This is a genomic window from Pseudomonas sp. S1(2024) (genome assembly GCF_046557535.1).
In genome coordinates this window covers 43,256-60,306 of sequence record NZ_JBKGFP010000081.1, presented here as the reverse complement: position 1 = coordinate 60,306, position 17,051 = coordinate 43,256, and the positions used below count along the sequence as shown (strand labels likewise).

The 17,051-nt window shown below is 57.7% G+C and carries 20 protein-coding genes; all 20 read left to right on the top strand.

The annotated features are described in order from the left end of the window. Positions 1-56: 56 nt before the first annotated feature. The 20 genes from ACLCGK_RS22345 to ACLCGK_RS22250 all read left to right on the top strand — a co-directional run bounded on the left by ACLCGK_RS22345 (position 57) and on the right by ACLCGK_RS22250 (position 17,028). Positions 57-974: a LysR family transcriptional regulator gene (locus tag ACLCGK_RS22345; RefSeq protein ID WP_410952955.1), complete on the top strand. Its 918-nt coding sequence runs from the start codon at positions 57-59 to the stop codon at positions 972-974. 199 nt (positions 975-1,173) lie between these two features. Beyond that, entirely contained in the window at positions 1,174-2,079 is a 906-nt protein-coding gene (locus ACLCGK_RS22340) for an NAD(P)-dependent oxidoreductase (protein WP_410952954.1), read from the top strand. After that, complete coding sequence (locus ACLCGK_RS22335; RefSeq protein ID WP_410952953.1) at positions 2,073-2,387, top strand: NIPSNAP family protein; 315 nt, start codon at positions 2,073-2,075, stop codon at positions 2,385-2,387. Before ACLCGK_RS22340 ends, ACLCGK_RS22335 begins: the two co-directional genes overlap by 7 nt. A 14-nt stretch (positions 2,388-2,401) precedes the next feature. After that, positions 2,402-3,334: a VOC family protein gene (locus ACLCGK_RS22330; protein WP_410952952.1), complete on the top strand. Its 933-nt coding sequence runs from the start codon at positions 2,402-2,404 to the stop codon at positions 3,332-3,334. Then, positions 3,327-3,701 (top strand): YciI family protein, encoded by a 375-nt coding sequence (locus ACLCGK_RS22325; protein ID WP_410952951.1) that lies wholly within the window; start codon positions 3,327-3,329, stop codon positions 3,699-3,701. Before ACLCGK_RS22330 ends, ACLCGK_RS22325 begins: the two co-directional genes overlap by 8 nt. 10 nt (positions 3,702-3,711) lie before the next feature. Continuing rightward, positions 3,712-4,665: a fumarylacetoacetate hydrolase family protein gene (locus ACLCGK_RS22320; protein WP_410952950.1), complete on the top strand. Its 954-nt coding sequence runs from the start codon at positions 3,712-3,714 to the stop codon at positions 4,663-4,665. A 167-nt stretch (positions 4,666-4,832) separates the two neighbouring features. Then, positions 4,833-5,765 carry a transporter gene (locus ACLCGK_RS22315; RefSeq protein WP_410952949.1) on the top strand — a complete coding sequence of 311 codons (933 nt, stop codon included), beginning with the start codon at positions 4,833-4,835 and terminating at the stop codon, positions 5,763-5,765. A gap of 86 nt (positions 5,766-5,851) precedes the next feature. Beyond that, a complete protein-coding gene (locus ACLCGK_RS22310) occupies positions 5,852-7,087 on the top strand; it encodes an MFS transporter (protein WP_410952948.1) in 1,236 nt (411 codons plus the stop codon). Between the two features lie 182 nt (positions 7,088-7,269). Continuing rightward, positions 7,270-8,133 carry a VOC family protein gene (locus ACLCGK_RS22305; protein ID WP_410952947.1) on the top strand — a complete coding sequence of 288 codons (864 nt, stop codon included), beginning with the start codon at positions 7,270-7,272 and terminating at the stop codon, positions 8,131-8,133. 44 nt (positions 8,134-8,177) lie between these two features. Next, a complete protein-coding gene (locus ACLCGK_RS22300; protein WP_410952990.1) occupies positions 8,178-8,834 on the top strand; it encodes a class II aldolase/adducin family protein in 657 nt (218 codons plus the stop codon). An 18-nt stretch (positions 8,835-8,852) separates the two neighbouring features. After that, positions 8,853-10,313: a 2-hydroxymuconic semialdehyde dehydrogenase gene (locus tag ACLCGK_RS22295; RefSeq protein ID WP_410952946.1), complete on the top strand. Its 1,461-nt coding sequence runs from the start codon at positions 8,853-8,855 to the stop codon at positions 10,311-10,313. A 9-nt stretch (positions 10,314-10,322) separates the two neighbouring features. Continuing rightward, positions 10,323-11,105 (top strand): 2-oxopent-4-enoate hydratase, encoded by a 783-nt coding sequence (gene dmpE / locus ACLCGK_RS22290; protein WP_410952945.1) that lies wholly within the window; start codon positions 10,323-10,325, stop codon positions 11,103-11,105. 10 nt (positions 11,106-11,115) lie between these two features. After that, a complete protein-coding gene (dmpH, locus tag ACLCGK_RS22285) occupies positions 11,116-11,919 on the top strand; it encodes a 2-oxo-3-hexenedioate decarboxylase (RefSeq protein ID WP_410952944.1) in 804 nt (267 codons plus the stop codon). 13 nt (positions 11,920-11,932) lie between these two features. Continuing rightward, positions 11,933-12,133 carry a 2-hydroxymuconate tautomerase family protein gene (locus ACLCGK_RS22280; RefSeq protein WP_019470811.1) on the top strand — a complete coding sequence of 67 codons (201 nt, stop codon included), beginning with the start codon at positions 11,933-11,935 and terminating at the stop codon, positions 12,131-12,133. Positions 12,134-12,168: 35 nt separating this feature from the next. Then, on the top strand, positions 12,169-13,107 hold the full coding sequence (locus ACLCGK_RS22275) for an acetaldehyde dehydrogenase (acetylating) (protein ID WP_410952943.1): 939 nt from the start codon (positions 12,169-12,171) through the stop codon (positions 13,105-13,107). A gap of 3 nt (positions 13,108-13,110) precedes the next feature. After that, positions 13,111-14,124, top strand: a complete 1,014-nt coding sequence (gene dmpG, locus ACLCGK_RS22270) for a 4-hydroxy-2-oxovalerate aldolase (RefSeq protein WP_410952942.1) — start codon at positions 13,111-13,113, stop codon at positions 14,122-14,124. 98 nt (positions 14,125-14,222) lie between these two features. Beyond that, positions 14,223-14,987, top strand: coding sequence for an SDR family NAD(P)-dependent oxidoreductase (locus ACLCGK_RS22265; protein WP_410952941.1), 765 nt, complete (start codon positions 14,223-14,225; stop codon positions 14,985-14,987). A 117-nt stretch (positions 14,988-15,104) separates the two neighbouring features. Further along, the gene (locus ACLCGK_RS22260) at positions 15,105-15,569 is read left to right on the top strand and encodes an SRPBCC family protein (protein ID WP_410952940.1); all 465 of its coding nucleotides are present in this window, start codon (positions 15,105-15,107) and stop codon (positions 15,567-15,569) included. 58 nt (positions 15,570-15,627) lie between these two features. Next, entirely contained in the window at positions 15,628-16,023 is a 396-nt protein-coding gene (locus tag ACLCGK_RS22255; RefSeq protein WP_410952939.1) for a nuclear transport factor 2 family protein, read from the top strand. Between the two features lie 96 nt (positions 16,024-16,119). Then, the gene (locus ACLCGK_RS22250) at positions 16,120-17,028 is read left to right on the top strand and encodes a LysR family transcriptional regulator (protein ID WP_410952938.1); all 909 of its coding nucleotides are present in this window, start codon (positions 16,120-16,122) and stop codon (positions 17,026-17,028) included. Positions 17,029-17,051 lie beyond the last annotated feature (23 nt).

The window sequence follows — 17,051 nt, the reverse complement described above, 5'->3', positions numbered from 1 at the left end:
TGGCATTGCTGCCTAATGAGAGCTGCTGACTGCCTGATAACTTTTAGTGATCCCCTATGCTGCCATCCTTGAGTTCCATGGCTTCGCGCCTTCGTTTACGCCAACTGCGTCTGCTGATCAGCCTTGATGAGCTGGGCTCCATCCATAAAGCCGCCGAAGCGATGTCGATTACTCAGCCAGGGGCAACCAAGGCGCTTAACGAAATCGAGTCGACCCTCGGTGCGGTACTGTTCGAGCGCACCAGCAAAGGGCTCGAAGCCAATGACCTGGGCCGTTGCGTGGTCCGTTATGCGCGTTTGATTGGCAATGACCTTGCGCACCTGCGCGAGGAGATGCTGGGAATCCTCCAGGGCCACGGTGGCCGTTTGTCCGTGGGCACCATCATGGGCGCCGTGCCGATCATGGTGGAAGGTCTGGCGCGCTTGCGCGAGAACCAACCAGACCTATCGGTATCGGTGGTAGAGGACACCAGTGATCGCTTGCTCAACCTGCTCGACCAAGGGCGCGTGGATGTGGTGATCTGCCGAACCAGCGTCAGCCCTAGACCTACAGCCTACGAGAGCCGGGTTAAACATCAGGAGCAGTTGGTGCTGGTGGCAAACCCGGCGCACCCGCTGGCAGCCTGTGCAGCGTTGACCCTTGAGCAATTGGCGCAATCGCGCTGGGTGGTATTCCCGGTAAACATGCCCATGCGTCTGACCCTTGAGCGTGAGTTTCGAGAGGCCGGCTTGAGCTTCCCGCAATACCCCATTGAAACCTCGTCGACGTTCACTACGCTATCCATGCTCATGCAAGATCGCGACCTGCTCGCGGTGATGCCGTGGGATGTCGCCAGGATGGCCCTGGACCACGGCATGCTGGTGCGTCTACCGTTGAATCTCAAGTCGCGGAGCGAGCCCTACGAGGTCGTGACTCGGGTTGGCGTCGAGCTGAGTAAGCCTGCACAGATGCTCGTAAACATACTGATGGCCTAACCCCTTAGAGTGCCCGTGAATACACTGCCGATCGAGCTCGCAGCGTGTTCTTCGGGCGGCTGCAAATCCCTCCTATAAGCCTCAATTCTATTTATTCATAAGCGTGGCTGTTTGCTCCGAGGCACGGCTGCGCCTAGGTTAGCGCTAAGCCGAGCGACACGCTCCGGACAAAACAAAAACAATAGAAGAGAGGCTTCAAATGCCTGAGATAACCATCGGTATGGTGGGAATCGGCCAGCTTGGCCTTCCTATCGCAACCAACCTGCTTGCTGCGGGGTTTCGTGTGGTCGGATACCGGCGCCGGGACCGCGAAGCTTTCATCAGCCAAGGGGGCATTGCCCTCGACAGCCCGGCGGCCGTGGCCCAGCAGGCAGATATCATCCTTACGTGCTTGCCAAGTGAAGTCGCCCATGTCGGCATCATGGAGGGCCCTGAAGGTTTACTTGAGTCCATCGGACCGCAGCACACCCTGATTGAAATCGGCACGTACTGCAAAACGTTCAAGCAACGTATCGCCCAGCGTATCGAGCAACGCGGTGCACGTGTACTCGAGGCTGAAGTCAGTGGCACCCCTTCCATGGTGCTGCATCGCAAGGCCTCATTGTTCCTCGGTGGTGATCCGGACTTGGTTGCGCACTGTAAACCTGTACTCAGTGCCATCGCCGACATTCAGTTCCACATCGGCGAATTCGGTAGCGCCGTGGCGATGAAGCTGATCGCCAATTACCTGGTAGCTATCCATACCCTGGCTGCTGCAGAGGCGCTGAACCTTGGCGTGAAGGCCGGTTTCGATCCCCAGCAAGTGGTTGATGTGATCCGCCAAAGCGCAGGCGGCTCGACGATGTTCAACGCGCGGGCCCCCATGATGGCCGAGCGTCATTTCGTGCCAGCACCCGGCCCGTTCGTAACCCTGGAAAAGTACATCGATATGGCCAGCGAGCTTTCTGATGGGCTCGATTGTGCTGCGCCCTTGTTCAACGCCGCGAAGCCCTATTTTGTGCGGGCGATCGAAGAGGGCATCGGTGAAGAAGATATTTCGGCAGTGATCAAGCTGATCGAGGCCGACTCCCTGGCCAATTCCAAAAAAGAGAAAACATCATGCTGATTGAACAACGCACCTACCAACTCAAGCCTGGCGCGATGCACGAGTTCCTGCGCGCGTATCAAGAGGAAGGTCTGCCGATCCAAAGCGAAGCCTTGGGCAACCTGATCGGCTACTTCAAGCCTGAGACCGGGGACATCAACCGGGTCATCCAGCTGTGGGGCTACGCCAGCTTTGAAGACCGCGCCCAGCGACGCGCAGCGCTTTCCAACGACCCTAAATGGCGCGCTTTCCTCGGCAAGAACGCCCACATGGTAGAAGCGCAACAGGTCGAGCTGCTCAGCGCCGCACCGTTCTCTCCCATTCGCTAAGAGGAGCCTCACCGATGATTCGCTCTCTTCAACACGTAGGCATGACCATTCCGGATCTGGAAGTGGGCCGTTCGTTCTATGAGTCAGTCGGCCTCGAAGCGCGTATCGCTGGACAACACGTCGTGATGCGTTGCAAAGGACGCGCCCAGGACCAGGTACGGCTGATGCCCGGCATCCAGAAGCATTTAAGCTACATCTCATTTGGCACCGATGCTGAGGGCCTGCAGGCTATTCGCGAGAACTTGAGTTTTCATGGGGTAGTGATTCACCCGGCGCCGTTTGACATTGGTCAGGACGGGATCTGGTTCCGTGATCCAGCCGGTGACTGGGTACATGTCAACGAAGCCGAATCGATGCCTGCACAACCGCTGGAAACCCCGGAGCTGAATACCCCGGGTCGCTATCGTCGTATCGGTGAGCGCGGCTGTACTCCAACCTCCAAACTGCGTCGGGTGACACCGCTGCGCCTCGGTCACCTGATCAAGTTCACCCCCGACGTGAACCGTTCCATCGAGTTCTACACCCGCGTGCTGGGGATGAAAGTCTCTGACCGTGCCGGAGACAAGATTGCGTTCCTGCGCTGCGGCTGTGGCGGCGATCACCACGTCCTGGGCCTGGCCAAGAGCAGCCATAGTGGCCTGCACCACCTGAGTTTCGAAGTGACCGATCTCGACGAAATCCAGCTCGGTGCCAAGCACCTGATGAGTCTTGGCTACGAGAGCGCGTTCGGCCTGGGGCGTCATGTGGCCGGTTCCAACTACTTCCACTACATTCGCGACCCTTGGAACAGCATGGTTGAGTACTTCTGGGACATCGACGTGATCCCGGAAGACGACAGCGAATGGGATGCTTTCGATGGCGACCCTCAGGATGTGATTGCGGTATGGGCAACCAACCCTCCACCTGAAGCGTTCATCCAAAACTTCGAGGCGGCACGCGATGAGTAACTCATCGGCTCAGGAACTTCTGGCTGGCATGCTGAAAAAGCCGCTGTTCGTGGTGCTCCGCAAGCCGCGCGATCTCACCCGGTTGGCGGAGTTGCTGGAAGCTCACTTGAAGTGGGCCATTGTTGCCGAGCAACGCGGCGAACTGTTTGCATCTGGCCCTTTCGTCTCGGCGCAAGCGTCACCGGGTGAGCTGGGAGGTATGAGCATTCTGCGCGCCGCTGATGAAGCCGAAGCCCTGCGCATCGTCCAATCAGATCCGTTCATTGCCAACGGACTTTATGAGGTGGAGATACGTAAATGGCTGCTGATGGAAGGTGGTTTGACCGTCCACGTCAGTTTCTCCGATCAACGCTATTCGCTTTTGTGATGGTGGTCCAATGAAGTATCAGCTTTTTGCATTTCACAATGACGTCCAAGCCCATGCAACCGGCCTGCTGGTGGGTGAGTACGCTTATGATCTGGCTCGCCTGGCTGCCTATGCCGGGGTTGAGATCCCGACGGCTTCGCTGGATGCGCTGCTTGACGACTGGACTTCAACCAATGCCCAGTTGCATGCACTGGCCGAAACGGTTTTCCGCGCTCCAGCGCTCCATGAGGCCTATCGTCTGGACCTGGAGACTCTGGAGTTTGCCCCGTTCTTGGCTCGGCCGGGTACCATTTATGCGGCGGGCGCTAACTACCGCGACCACGTGGAGGCCATGGCGCGGGCGTTCAACATGAAGTTGTCGCTGGACCCGCGCAGCGAAGGCATCGCGCCATGGCACTTCATCAAGCCCGGCCGTGGCTGCCTGGTGGCCCACAAGCAGTCGGTGGAGTTCCCGACAGGTGTGCGGATGCTGGATTGGGAGGCTGAACTGGCGGTCGTCATCGGCAAGCGCGCCTCGCGCGTTTCCGTTGAAGAAGCACTTGAGTATGTGGCCGGGTATACCTGCGCCAATGACCTCTCGGCACGCGATCGCCTGCGCCGCGAGCAGGTAGATGCCAGTTCGCCGTTTCGTTTCGACTGGATCGGGCACAAATGCTTCACCGGGTCATGCCCATTGGGGCCTTACCTGACGCCGGCACAGTTCGTGAAAGACCCTGAGAACCTGGATATCAAACTGTCACGCAACGGCGCCTGGGTGCAGGACTCCAACACCCGCAACCACATGTACGGCGTCGCTGAGCAGATCTCTTATCTCAGCCAGACCATCGACCTGTTCCCAGGGGACGTACTGCTCACCGGCACGCCCGCCGGGGTGGGCATGGAAAGCCATACCTTCCTTGAGCGCGGCGATGTGTTGAAGGTGTGTATCGAGGGGTTGGGCGAGTTGGTAACGACTATCCGCTAATGCCTCAAAAACGAACTACCCGATTCGTTGATTTACTGTACATGTTTGCAACTTGCTGAATGATCGGCGTGCGCCCTAGCACCCGATCGTTTAGCCGCGGCTGAGGAAACTTGGCCTGAAAAATTGAAAATCTCCTCCGCAATACAACAATAAAAGTGGACCATGAGATGAGCAAACCAAACGTCACGGCCAGCCGTGCAGCGTGCCTGTGTGTCACGCTACTTTTCACCTCGATGACTTACGCCACTGAAGGGGGAGGTAGTTCTTATCCTCTCGGTGTCAACACGGTGGGCGCCGGCAAGATGCCACCGCCCGGATTTACCGAGTTCTTCTATCTTTCCGATTATCGGGCGAGCCGAACCCTCGACGGCGACGGCGATAGAAAAGCCGGCATTCATGACTTCGACCTGAATATCCAGGCACTTTCGATTCGTGTCGATTATGTCTACCAGGACGTTTCATTTCTCGGTGCCAAACTTGCCAGTCGCGTCGCCTTGCCACTGGTCAAAGGCGATATCAGTTTCAATGTCGATACACCGGCAGGCCGCGTCAAGCGCAGTGACCATCAGGAGGGCGTCGGCGACCTCACCGTCGTGCCATTCGTGCTGGGCTGGAGCTCCCCTCGTTACCATCAGCTGTTCGGGCTGGATGTGTTTGTGCCGGTGGGTTCCTACGACAAAGACCGCTTGTTCAACCCTGGCAGGAACACCTGGGCCTATGGCCCCTGGTATTCCTTTACGGCCTATCCGCTGGAGAATCTCGAAGTCAGCGCAAAGCTGATTTACATGATCAACGGAGAGAACAAGGATACTGATTATCGCTCCGGTCATGAGTTCAATGCCGACTACAACATTGGCTACAACATTACCCGCGAATGGCAGCTTGGGCTAAACGGCTATCTCTACAAACAGGTCAGCGATGACGAAAAAGACGGGCATACCTACCTGGATGGCAATCGGGGTCAAGTGGCCGCTATCGGTCCTGCGTTGAAGTACCAAACCCCCGAATTCGGTTTCGTCATGAAGTGGCAACATGAAACGCAGGTGGAGAATCGGGCTTCGGGTGATCGTATCTGGATGCAAGCCGTTTACCGATTCTGAATGTCGTTTGCTGCAAGGATCGCGCAAAGCAAAGCGACAGTCATTCAATGAATATCCCTGTACTAAAACGACAATCAGGTGAAATCATGACTGGTATATCCAAGTGGCATGTATTGATCGGCGGTTTCATTGCCTATCTGTTCGACGCAATGGAAATTATTCTGCTGACCGTGGCGCTCCCGGTCATCCGTCAGGATCTGGGATTCAGCCTCAACGAGGCAGGCGCCATGGCCAGTGCGACGCTATTGGGCATTGGCGTGAGCGGGGTGGTGACCGGCTGGTACTCCGACAATTTTGGCCGCCGCAACGCGTTACTCGCATCGTTGGCTATTTTTGGCGTGCTGACCTGCTTCTTTGCACAGGCTCACGAGCTTTACGTGCTGATGGCACTGAGATTCGTATCCGGCTTGGGGCTCGGTGGGGTTTGGACCATTCTCTCAGCTTACATCGTCGAGACCTGGCCACCTAAACAACGGGCGCGCGCGATCTCGTTCGTGATCAGCGCATTTCCAATAGGGGCCATCGTCGCCGCTTTGGCAGCGAAGTTCATGTTGCCTGAATGGCGTTCTATGTTTCTGCTATCAGGCGTCTCGGTGCTCTTGCCCATCCTGTATGTGTACTTCCTCATACCCGAGTCACCTGCGTGGCAGGCACAAAGGCGCTCAACCGCTGAAGTCGCAACCCGTATCTCCGTGCGGGAGATTTTCGCACCGGGGCTGCTTCGCTACACGCTGTTCGGCTCATGTGCAGCGAGCTTCGCCTTGCTGGGTTCGTGGGGTGTGAGTACATGGCTGCCCACATACCTCATGCAAGACAAGGGGCTGGGCTTGGCGGCCATGACCAGCTTCATGGCGATACTGCATTTGGGTAATTTTGTCGGGTTGAACGTGTTCGGCTTCGTTGCGGACCGTATTGGCAAGCGGCTGACCATTGTCATATCGCTGCTGCTCACATCGCTGATGGCCGTTGTGTACGTTTACACGCCGGAGGCGCAATGGCTCATCTGGATTGGTGCGGGCTATGCTTTCTTCATGGTGTTCGCTGGGTTGTTCGGCTCTTACTTCAGCGAAATGTACCCGATCCGCGTGCGAACACTGGGAGCGGGATTCTGTTTCAATGCGGGTAGGGGACTGGCGGCATTCGCGCCGATACTCCTCAGTGGCATTGCCAGCTTCTACAGCCTGGCCGCTGGATTGATGGTCTGTGCAGGCTTCTACGTTATATCAGCCATCTTTGTCATCGCTATGCCCAAGAACCCTGTAATGGCAGATGAAGGCCACAAAGTCGAAGCCGTGCTGCCAGGACAAGAAGCGATCAATTAAGATTAATGTTACGCATCGCGCCCCGGGTCCCAGGATTCGGGGCTTTTTTTGCCTAAGAGAAAGCCAGATCCGGGGCCTGTATAACGAAATCGGATAGTGGGAATAAAGAATATTTGCTTCTTTTATTGGCTGTCGCGCCTGAAGATCCTTGTCAGACAACAATCAATAAGAGGACAACCCTCATGATCAACTTGCACGATATTCGTTACGTCAGGCTGGGGACGGCCAACCTGGATGATGCGAAGCGCTACGCCACTCAGATTCTGGGCCTGCAGGTGGTCCGTGAAGCGCATGGCGCCATCTACTTCCGGTCCGACAGCCGCGATCACACGCTCTGCTATTACGAGGGCGATCCTCACGAGACCACCACCGCATTCGAGGTGAGGACCGCGCAGGATCTGGAAGACGCAGCCGTCCTGCTTGAGCGAAACGAATTCAAAGTTCAGCACGGCTCGCGTGAGCACGCTGAAGTGCGCTATGTCGACGACTTCATTCGTTTCAAAGACCCTAGCGGTAACAACATCGAGCTGGTGCTGCGCCCCCATGCCAGTGGCCGCAACTATTTCCCGAGCCGAGATGCCGGCATCACCGGCTTTAGCCATATCGGCTTGCGCACGATGAATCCGCGGCGCGACGAGTTGTTCTGGACACAGCTCGCGAACGCCCGGGTAAGCGATCGCATCGGCGAGGCGCCACTGCTGCGCATCGATGAAGTTCATCACAAGATTGCGCTATTCCCGTCGTCCCACGCCGGGGTACAGCACATCAACCATCAGGTGGAGTCGGTGGATGATCTGATGCGTGCCTATTACTTCCTGGTTGACCGGGGGATTCGCATCCTCTTCGGCCCAGGGCGCCATCCGACCTCAGGCGCGATGTTCCTGTATTTCGAAGGGCCGGACGGCATGACTTACGAATACTCGACCGGCGTCAGCCTCATCCCTGCGGAGAAGGATGCCAGCCACCAGCCACGGCAGTTCTCGGCGACGAACGAATCCTTCTGCGCATGGGGCGCAAAACCTGACATTCCAGAGTTCAAATCGTGAATCAGTTTCCAATACCCAGCGGTGATGCGCAGCGGCAGGTGCGCATGGCAGCGCGAGCGCTGGCGCGGGCTGGCCTGGTGCATGCATATGGGCACTGCAGCCTTCGCCTGGATGACGAGCATTTTCTGGTGTGCGCGGCACGCCCCATGGGGCTTATCAGAGCAGGCGAACCAGGCGTCGTGGTGCCGATTCATGGGGAGTTGCCCGAAGGTGTGTTGGGTGAGGTCCGTATCCACCAGCAGATCTACAGCCGCCGCCCCGATGTCCGCGCAGTGATCCGAAGCATGCCAGCCCAAGTCATGGCGTTGTCCTGCGCCCGACTGACGCCGCAACCACGGCACGGGATGGGCAGCTATTTCAGCGCACCGATTCCTTTGTGGGATGACCCTCAGTTGCTACGCAATGACGCAGAAGCCAGCGCCCTGGCTGACCAGTTCGGACAGGGGAACGCGCTTGTGATGCGCGGTAACGGCGCCATCGTCGCTGGCGTATCGCTGGTCGAAGCTTTGACGTTGACCTGGTACCTGGAAGATGCCGCGCGCATCGAGTTGCAGTTGCACAGTGCAGGCTTGGCCGCTGAGGGACCAGTGCTCGATGCACAGGCATGTGCCAAGCGGGCAGTCACCACCGGCCGGATCTATGAGCGCATGTGGGACTACCTCACCGCAGCTGACCCCGAATACCGCATCCCCTCTCTCTAGAACAAGAAGGAACACCGTATGCCTGCGAAAGAATTCCGCCATTTCATCAATGGTGAGTGGGTGTCCAGCGCCCGCACGTTTGAAAACCGTAACCCGGCCGACAACAGCCTTGTCGGATTGGTCCACGAGGCAAGCCAGGAGCAAGTCGATGCTGCCGTACGCGCTGCGCGCAACGCCTTGAAAGGCCCTTGGGGCAGCATGACAGTGGCGCAGAGGACCGCGCTGTTGCACAAAGTCGCGGAAGGCATCGAGCGTCGTCATGACGAGTTCGTCGCGGCTGAAGTCGCCGATACCGGTAAGCCACGAGCGCTTGCTGGTCACTTGGACATCCCGCGCGGGGCGGCCAATTTCAAGGTATTCGCTGACCTCATCAAGAATGTGCCCACCGAAAGCTTCGTCATGGACACACCCGATGGTGGCAAGGCAGTCAACTATGCCGTGCGCGCTCCACGTGGCGTGATCGCCGTGGTCTGCCCATGGAACCTGCCGTTGCTGCTCATGACCTGGAAGGTCGGCCCGGCTTTGGCCTGTGGCAATACCGTGGTGGTGAAACCTTCTGAAGAAACACCCGCAACGGCCACGTTGCTAGCCGAAGTGATGAATGACGCAGGTGTGCCGCCTGGCGTGTACAACGTCGTGCATGGGTTCGGCGGTGATTCGGCCGGTGCGTTCCTGACCGCTCACCCTGAGGTTGACGGTGTGACATTTACCGGGGAAACCGGCACCGGTGAGATCATCATGAAAGCAGCCGCCAATGGTATCCGCCCGGTATCGTTGGAATTGGGTGGCAAGAACGCCGGCATCGTCTTCGCCGATGCAGACCTTGAAAAAGCTGTCAAAGGGTTGGGGCGTGCCGTGTTCGAGAACAGTGGCCAAGTCTGCCTGGGTACCGAGCGTATCTACGTGCAGCGCCCGTTGTTCGAGCGCTTTGTCGCGGCATTCAAGGCCCACGCGGAAGGTATCAAGGTTGGCGACCCCAACCAGGCCGATACCAACATGGGGCCAGTCATTTCGCTGGGCCATCGCGAGAAGATTCTTTCCTACTGCCGCCAGGCCGTTGCCGATGGCGCAACGGTGGTCCACGGCGGCGGTATTGCTCAGGTGCCGCAACACCTGGCCGAGGGCGCCTGGTTTGAGCCGACCATCTGGACGGGCCTTGCAGAAACCTCTGCCGTGGTCCGCGAAGAGATCTTCGGCCCGGTGTGTCATATCGCCCCATTCGATACCGAAGAAGAAGTGGTCCGCCTGGCAAATGACACCCCCTATGGCCTGGCTGCCAGTGTGTGGACCCGCGACCTGCAGGTAGCCCACCGCCTGGGCAGCGCGCTCGATGTGGGTATCTGCTGGATCAACTCGTGGTTCCTGCGCGATCTGCGTACCGCCTTCGGCGGGGCCAAGCAGTCCGGTATCGGCCGCGAAGGGGGCGTTCACTCGCTTGAGTTCTACACCGAGTTGCGCAACGTCTGCGTGCGCCTGTAAGGAGCCATCATGAACAAGCAAGAAATCGAACAGCTCGGCCTGCAGTTGCATCGGGCCCTTACTGAGCGCCAAGCAGTCGCACCGTTGACCGAGCGCTACCCCGACATGACCCTGGAGCAGGCTTACCAAGTTCAACTGGCAATGCTTCAGCATCGTCTCGAAGGTGGCCAGAAGGTCATCGGCAAGAAGATCGGCGTGACCAGCCAAGTTGTCATGGACATGCTCGGTGTCGATCAACCGGACTTCGGCCACCTGCTCTCGGACATGCTTTATGTCGACGGCGCTGCGGTCTCTCTGGACGGCCTGATCGCCCCTAAGGCGGAAGGCGAAATTGCCTTCGTACTCAAAGAAGACCTGCGCGGTCCAGGCGTCACCGTAGCCGATGTGCTTCGAGCCACCGCCTATGTGATGCCCTGTTTTGAAATCGTCGACTCGCGCATTCGCGACTGGAAGATCCGCATCCAGGACACCGTTGCAGATAACGCTTCTGCGGGTGCGTTCGTCTTGGGCGGGCAGGGCGCCGCACCGCGTGACGTCGATCTGGCCTGTGTCGGCATGACGCTGGAAAAAAATGGTGAAGTCGTCGCGACCGGGGCTGGCGCTGCTGCACTGGGGCACCCCGCGAATGCTGTTGCGTGGCTGGCCAACAAACTGGGGCAGCTGGGTATCGGGCTCAACAAGGGCGAGGTGATTCTCTCCGGCTCACTGGCCGCCATGGTCCCGGTTCAACCAGGCGATCAATTGCGTGTATCTCTCGGTGGCATCGGCTCCGCCTCTGTCCGTTTCGTTTGAAGGAACTTTTATGAATCTCTCTGCAAGCACCATCGCCCAACTCGCCGAGCACTTGGAAAACGCTGAACTCAAGCGTGAGGCGGTAGCTAAGATCACTGACGCCCACCCAGACATGGACTGGGAAGATGCCTACGCGATTCAGGATGCGATCCGTCAGCGCAAGGAGGCGCGCGGCGTGCGCATTCCGGGCCTGAAGATGGGGCTGACCTCTTTTGCCAAAATGAAACAAATGGGCGTGACTGACCCTATACACGGCTTCCTGACCGACTACGGTTCATGCCTTGATGGCGCGGCCATCGATGTAGATGGACTGATCCACCCGAAAGTGGAAGCGGAGATCGCTTTTGTGCTCAAGCATCCGCTTAAAGGCCCAGGTGTGCACGTCGGTGATGTGCTGGCGGCCACTGACTTCATTCTGCCGGCGGTCGAGGTCATCGACTCGCGCTACGAAAACTTCCGCTTCGATCTCAAGAGCGTCATTGCTGACAACACATCCTCGGCACGTTTCGTCACCGGCGGCCAGATGAGCGGCGTCCAGGGCATCGACCTGAAGTGCCTGGGTGTCGTCCTGGAGAAGAACGGCGAAGTCGTCGCCACCGGCGCTGGCGCTGCGGTACTCGGCCACCCGGCGCAAAGCGTGGCAATGCTGGCGAACATGCTGGGCGCCAAGGGACGTGAGCTGCCGGCTGGCTGCTTCATCATGACCGGAGGCATTACCGAGGCGATCGCCGTTGCTGCTGGGGACAATATCACCGTCCGTTACCAGCACCTGGGCAGCGTTTCCATGCGTTTCACTTCTTCCAGCCAACGTTGATTCGGATTCGACCATGCCTATCGCCATGATCCACCTCGCCGAAGGGCGCAGTGAAGAGAAAAAGCACGCATTGCTGGTGAGCGTCACCCAGGCCATCGCGCACAGTCTCGAAGTGCCCGTGGACAGCGTGCGCGTGTTGTTGCAGGAAATCCCCGATACGCAGTGGGCCGCAGGTGGCAAGACCTTGGCCGAACGCCGGCGCGGTAACGCCTGACCCAAGGCTGTGTGCAACGAGAGGAAAGAACAACAATGAGCAATCCAATCAGCGTCGCAATTATCGGTTCCGGCAATATCGGCACCGACCTGATGATCAAGATCCTGCGCAATGGCAAGCATTTGAAGATGGCCGCAATGGTCGGTATCGATCCGGCCTCCGACGGCCTGGCCCGTGCTGATCGCCTGGGTGTAGCAACCACGGCCGGTGGGATCGAGGGCCTGCTGGCACTGCCCAATTTCAAAGATATCCGCATTGTCTTCGATGCAACCAGCGCCGGAGCACATGCACACCACAACGCTGTGTTGCAGCAACATGGCATCAAAGTGATCGACCTTACGCCGGCGGCAATCGGCCCTTATACCATCCCCGCGATCAACCTGGACGCCGAACTGGATGCGCCAAACATCAATATGGTGACCTGCGGCGGGCAAGCCACTATCCCAATGGTGGCTGCGGTATCGCGGGTGGCCAAGGTGCACTACGCAGAGATCATCGCCTCGATCAGCAGCAAATCTGCAGGTCCCGGCACCCGAGCCAATATCGACGAATTCACCGAAACCACCTCCCAGGCGATTGAAAAGCTTGGCGGTGCACAGCGCGGTAAAGCCATCATTGTGCTCAATCCTGCCGAACCACCCCTGATCATGCGCGACACCGTGTTCGTGTTGTCCGAGCCTGGGAGTCAGGATGAGATCGAACGCTCGATCGAAGACATGGTAGCCAGCGTGCAGAGCTATGTACCGGGCTATCGGCTCAAGCAAAAGGTTCAGTTCGAAGTCATTCCCGAAGACGCCCCGGTCAATGTACCGGGGCTGGGTAAACTCAGTGGCCTGAAAACCTCGGTGTTTCTGGAGGTAGAGGGCGCCGCCCACTACCTGCCAGCTTACGCCGGCAACCTCGACATTATGACCTCGGCCGCCATGGCCTGCGCCGAGCGCATTGCAAGTACTCGCATGAGCGCGGAGGGCTAACCCATGACAACGCAGAAAAAGATCTACATCTCGGACGTGACTCTGCGCGACGGTAGCCACGCCATTCGCCATCAGTACAGCCTTGAGCACGCTCGGCAAATCGCCCAAGCCCTGGATGATGCTCGGGTTGATTCCATCGAAGTAGCCCATGGCGACGGTTTGCAGGGCTCCAGCTTCAACTATGGGTTCGCTGCCCACAGTGACCTGGAACTCATCGAGACGGTGGCGAGCGTGACCCGCCACGCGATGATCACCACACTGCTGCTGCCCGGGATCGGGACAATTCATGACCTCAAGGATGCCTATTCAGCGGGTGCCCGAGGTGCGCGCATTGCGACCCATTGCACCGAGGCCGATGTTTCTCGTCAACACATCGAATACGCCAGAAAGCTGGGCATGGATGTTGTGGGTTTCCTGATGATGAGCCACATGCAGACGCCGCAAGGGTTGGCGCAACAAGGCAAATTGATGGAGAGCTATGGAGCCAACTGCATTTATGTAGTCGACTCGGGCGGCGCCCTGAACATGACTGATGTGCGCGATCGCTTCAAAGCGCTGAAGGACGTGCTTGATCCGCACACGCAAACTGGTATCCATGCCCACCACAATCTCAGCTTGGGTGTGGCCAACTCCATTGTGGCGGTGGAGGAGGGATGTGATCGCGTTGATGCAAGTTTGTCGGGAATGGGCGCTGGCGCCGGCAACGCGCCGTTGGAGGTTTTCATCGCCGCCGCCGAGCGGTTGGGTTGGAATCATGGCACCGACCTTTACACCCTGATGGACGCTGCCGATGACATCGTCCGGCCCCTTCAGGATCGACCGGTGCGGGTTGACCGCGAGACGCTGGCGCTTGGCTATGCGGGCGTTTACTCGAGCTTCCTTCGCCATGCAGAAGCAGCGGCCAAACGGTACGGCCTCAGTACTGTGGACATTTTGGTCGAGTTGGGCCGCCGGAAAATGGTTGGAGGCCAGGAAGACATGATTGTCGATGTTGCTTTGGATCTGACGCGGCGCTGATTGGTGGATACGCGCAACAGTCTTTGGTGTTTTTACGGGATTGTCCGTCTTGGTCACTCAAAATAGAGTGAAAAAAAACAACGAGGATGTGTTCCATCATGGCTGATCTAAAAGACCGAAACATCATGCTGACCGGGGCATCAGGCGGCATTGGCCGTGCCTCCGCACTGGCCTTTGCCGAGGCCGGCGCACGGGTTGTATTGGTAGACCGCGATGTTTCGGGTCTTGAAGAGGTCTACAGCGCCATTACGTCGGCGGGCGGCAAGGCCTACTCAATCGTGTGCGATATCACGAACGAAGAAGCTGTTGCCGCTGCGGTTGAGGAGGTCGTTACTCGGTTCGGCAAGCTTCACGGTGCGTTCAACAATGCCGGCGTCGAGCAAAGTAACCTGCCGCTTCATGAGATCTCCTCTGCCGCATGGGAACGCATTGTTCGCATTGACCTGACGGGTGTTTTCTACTGCATGAAGTATCAGGTTCGCGCCATGCTCAACAGTGGGGGTGGTTCAATCGTGAACACCGCATCTGCATTAGGCGCCGTTGCAATTGCGGCCGCTGCTGATTATGTAGCAGCCAAGCACGGCGTGATTGGTTTGACCAAGGCGGCTGCGGTTGATTATGGCACGCAAGGCATCCGCGTTAACGCGATCATGCCGGGTGTCATCGAAACGCCGATGATTGTACGTGCCTCGCAAGACCCGAACTTCGCGAAGCAGTTTTCGGCATTGCGGGAGCGCCACCCCATCGGCCGTCTCGGCCAGCCAGAAGAGATTGCCAAAGCGGCATTGTGGTTGCTGTCGGATGACGCGAGTTTCGTAACCGGTGCATCGCTGGCCGTCGACGGCGGTTACCTCATCACGTGATGGATCTGCTCGCGGTCGTTGTATTTTGAGTATCACCGACCGGTAACGGTCGCCCAAGGCTGCCTTGATAATTCACCAACGGCAGCAGGTCTAATTCAGAAGTAAACGGAGTCTTTCATGATTAATGTAGGTCGTCGTATCCAAGTAAACGCTGAACCGGACGCGGGCGGCGTGCGCCTGAACCGCAGCCAAGTCTGGGAAGGCCTGGTTAGTAAAGCGCGAAATGCCGTTCCTTTTGTAGCGGCCATCACGGAATGCAACATCGTCGAAGACAAGGGCGATCGCTTCATTCGTGAGGTGTTGCTACACGGCGAACGTCTGCAAGAGTTGGTCATTTTCACCGAAGAGCAGCAAGTCGAGTTCGTGCGCCTGTCTGGCAACGCGCGCGGCATCATCAAGAACGTCATCGAAGAAGAAAACGGCGAACTGTACCTGCGGTTCACGTTCGATTTTTCCTTGCCTGGTGCCAAGCCTGGCAGCGAGGAAGAGACTGCATTTGCAGAAGGGATGCAGAAGTCTTACCTGGGCGCTGTAAAGAGTACCTTGGATACCATTCGTAACAAGGTCAAAAAGGCCGCCTGAAGAGCGATAACCTGACACACGCCCAAAAACAAAAACAAGAAATGAGGATTGCCTTGCGATGAAACATGAACTGGCAGGTATGTTTGAAGATGTAGACCGGATGTCCGTGGATGGTTTTTTGAGCTATCTGACGGATGACGTTGTATTTCGTTTCGGAAATGCCCCAGAGCTTCGCGGCAAGCAGGCTGTGCGGGAGGCAATCGAGCTGTTTTTCAGTGGTATTGCCGGTCTCAAACACGAGCCCCAAGGTGTTTGGAGTGAAGGAGATACCACTGTCTTACGTTTTGATACGCACTACACCAAGCACGATGGTGTCGTCCTCTCCGTGCCGTGTTGCGTCGTCGTACAGTTCAATGCGTCACGTTTGATCCACGACTATCGAATCCACATCGATATTTCATCACTGTTCAGCACAGCCTCAGTCGATGCCGTGCTGTTGCAGGCGACTGCGTAAGCACCCAGTGGTTGCACCGCGCTTGTCGGCCAAAGTCCACGAATACTTTGCCGACGAGTGCGGTGTTTTGGTTTCTGCGCAGCAGAAGGTTTTGTGATGAAAGATTTAAACCTCCTCTATACCTTCGAAGCGTTATGGCGGGACCATTCGGCTTCAATAGCGGCCCAGAATCTAGGGGTCACCCAGGCAGCGGTGAGCGGTTCGCTCAAACGCATGCGCAGCGAGTATGGCGACAGGCTCTTTACGCTGGTAGGTCGGCGTATGGAGCCGACGCCGTTCTGCATTCACATAGCACCGAGATTACTGACCTCGCTGGCCATGGTGAGAGAAGCTGCCTGCCAGATGCCCATGTTTGACCCGCAAAGCTGCGAAAAAGCGTTCACGGTACGCATGCGTGATGTAGGCGAAGTGGTCTGCTTGCCTGCCATTGTCAGTGAACTCAGGCGTGTGGCGCCGAAAGCGCGTATCCACACTGTGGCGGCGGGGATGGATGAAACCCTGAATGGCCTATCCACTGGCAGGATTGATCTGGCGCTGGGGTTCATGCCAACGCTTCAAACTGATATTCACCGAACGGCCGTCTTTTCTCAGCATTATGTTTGCGCCATGCGCAAGGATCATCCTCTGGCGCATGGGGGCTTAACGCCGGAAGCTTTTGCTAGAAGTGAACATTTGCTGGTCGAGTCTGGGGGGAGTGGCCATCTGGCGCTGGAGCGCGCGATGATCGATGCCGGAGGGCGGGACTGCATCAAAATGAGAATTCCGCAATACCTGTCAGGCCCTCATCTGCTGCTGGACTCTGACATGATCTGGACGCTCCCCAATGCACTGGGTAAAACCTTGGCGCAGTTTTATCCGCTCGTGATATGGCCTCTGCCCTTGCAGGTGCCCTCATTCGAGATCGATCTGTATTGGCATGATCGGTTTCACCGCGACCCACAGAGCCGATGGTTCAGGGAAATGGTCGGCAGCGTCTTGCGCAGCCAGCAATCGGTTTGGCAGTGACAGTTTTTCCAGTTCAGATTGAC

Coding starts and splice junctions, on each gene's coding strand:
- ACLCGK_RS22345 (WP_410952955.1), top strand. CDS start 57: ATGCTGCCATCCTTGAGTTCCATGGCTTCGCGCCTTCGTTTACGCCAA.
- ACLCGK_RS22340 (WP_410952954.1), top strand. CDS start 1,174: ATGCCTGAGATAACCATCGGTATGGTGGGAATCGGCCAGCTTGGCCTT.
- ACLCGK_RS22335 (WP_410952953.1), top strand. CDS start 2,073: ATGCTGATTGAACAACGCACCTACCAACTCAAGCCTGGCGCGATGCAC.
- ACLCGK_RS22330 (WP_410952952.1), top strand. CDS start 2,402: ATGATTCGCTCTCTTCAACACGTAGGCATGACCATTCCGGATCTGGAA.
- ACLCGK_RS22325 (WP_410952951.1), top strand. CDS start 3,327: ATGAGTAACTCATCGGCTCAGGAACTTCTGGCTGGCATGCTGAAAAAG.
- ACLCGK_RS22320 (WP_410952950.1), top strand. CDS start 3,712: ATGAAGTATCAGCTTTTTGCATTTCACAATGACGTCCAAGCCCATGCA.
- ACLCGK_RS22315 (WP_410952949.1), top strand. CDS start 4,833: ATGAGCAAACCAAACGTCACGGCCAGCCGTGCAGCGTGCCTGTGTGTC.
- ACLCGK_RS22310 (WP_410952948.1), top strand. CDS start 5,852: ATGACTGGTATATCCAAGTGGCATGTATTGATCGGCGGTTTCATTGCC.
- ACLCGK_RS22305 (WP_410952947.1), top strand. CDS start 7,270: ATGATCAACTTGCACGATATTCGTTACGTCAGGCTGGGGACGGCCAAC.
- ACLCGK_RS22300 (WP_410952990.1), top strand. CDS start 8,178: ATGGCAGCGCGAGCGCTGGCGCGGGCTGGCCTGGTGCATGCATATGGG.
- ACLCGK_RS22295 (WP_410952946.1), top strand. CDS start 8,853: ATGCCTGCGAAAGAATTCCGCCATTTCATCAATGGTGAGTGGGTGTCC.
- dmpE (WP_410952945.1), top strand. CDS start 10,323: ATGAACAAGCAAGAAATCGAACAGCTCGGCCTGCAGTTGCATCGGGCC.
- dmpH (WP_410952944.1), top strand. CDS start 11,116: ATGAATCTCTCTGCAAGCACCATCGCCCAACTCGCCGAGCACTTGGAA.
- ACLCGK_RS22280 (WP_019470811.1), top strand. CDS start 11,933: ATGCCTATCGCCATGATCCACCTCGCCGAAGGGCGCAGTGAAGAGAAA.
- ACLCGK_RS22275 (WP_410952943.1), top strand. CDS start 12,169: ATGAGCAATCCAATCAGCGTCGCAATTATCGGTTCCGGCAATATCGGC.
- dmpG (WP_410952942.1), top strand. CDS start 13,111: ATGACAACGCAGAAAAAGATCTACATCTCGGACGTGACTCTGCGCGAC.
- ACLCGK_RS22265 (WP_410952941.1), top strand. CDS start 14,223: ATGGCTGATCTAAAAGACCGAAACATCATGCTGACCGGGGCATCAGGC.
- ACLCGK_RS22260 (WP_410952940.1), top strand. CDS start 15,105: ATGATTAATGTAGGTCGTCGTATCCAAGTAAACGCTGAACCGGACGCG.
- ACLCGK_RS22255 (WP_410952939.1), top strand. CDS start 15,628: ATGAAACATGAACTGGCAGGTATGTTTGAAGATGTAGACCGGATGTCC.
- ACLCGK_RS22250 (WP_410952938.1), top strand. CDS start 16,120: ATGAAAGATTTAAACCTCCTCTATACCTTCGAAGCGTTATGGCGGGAC.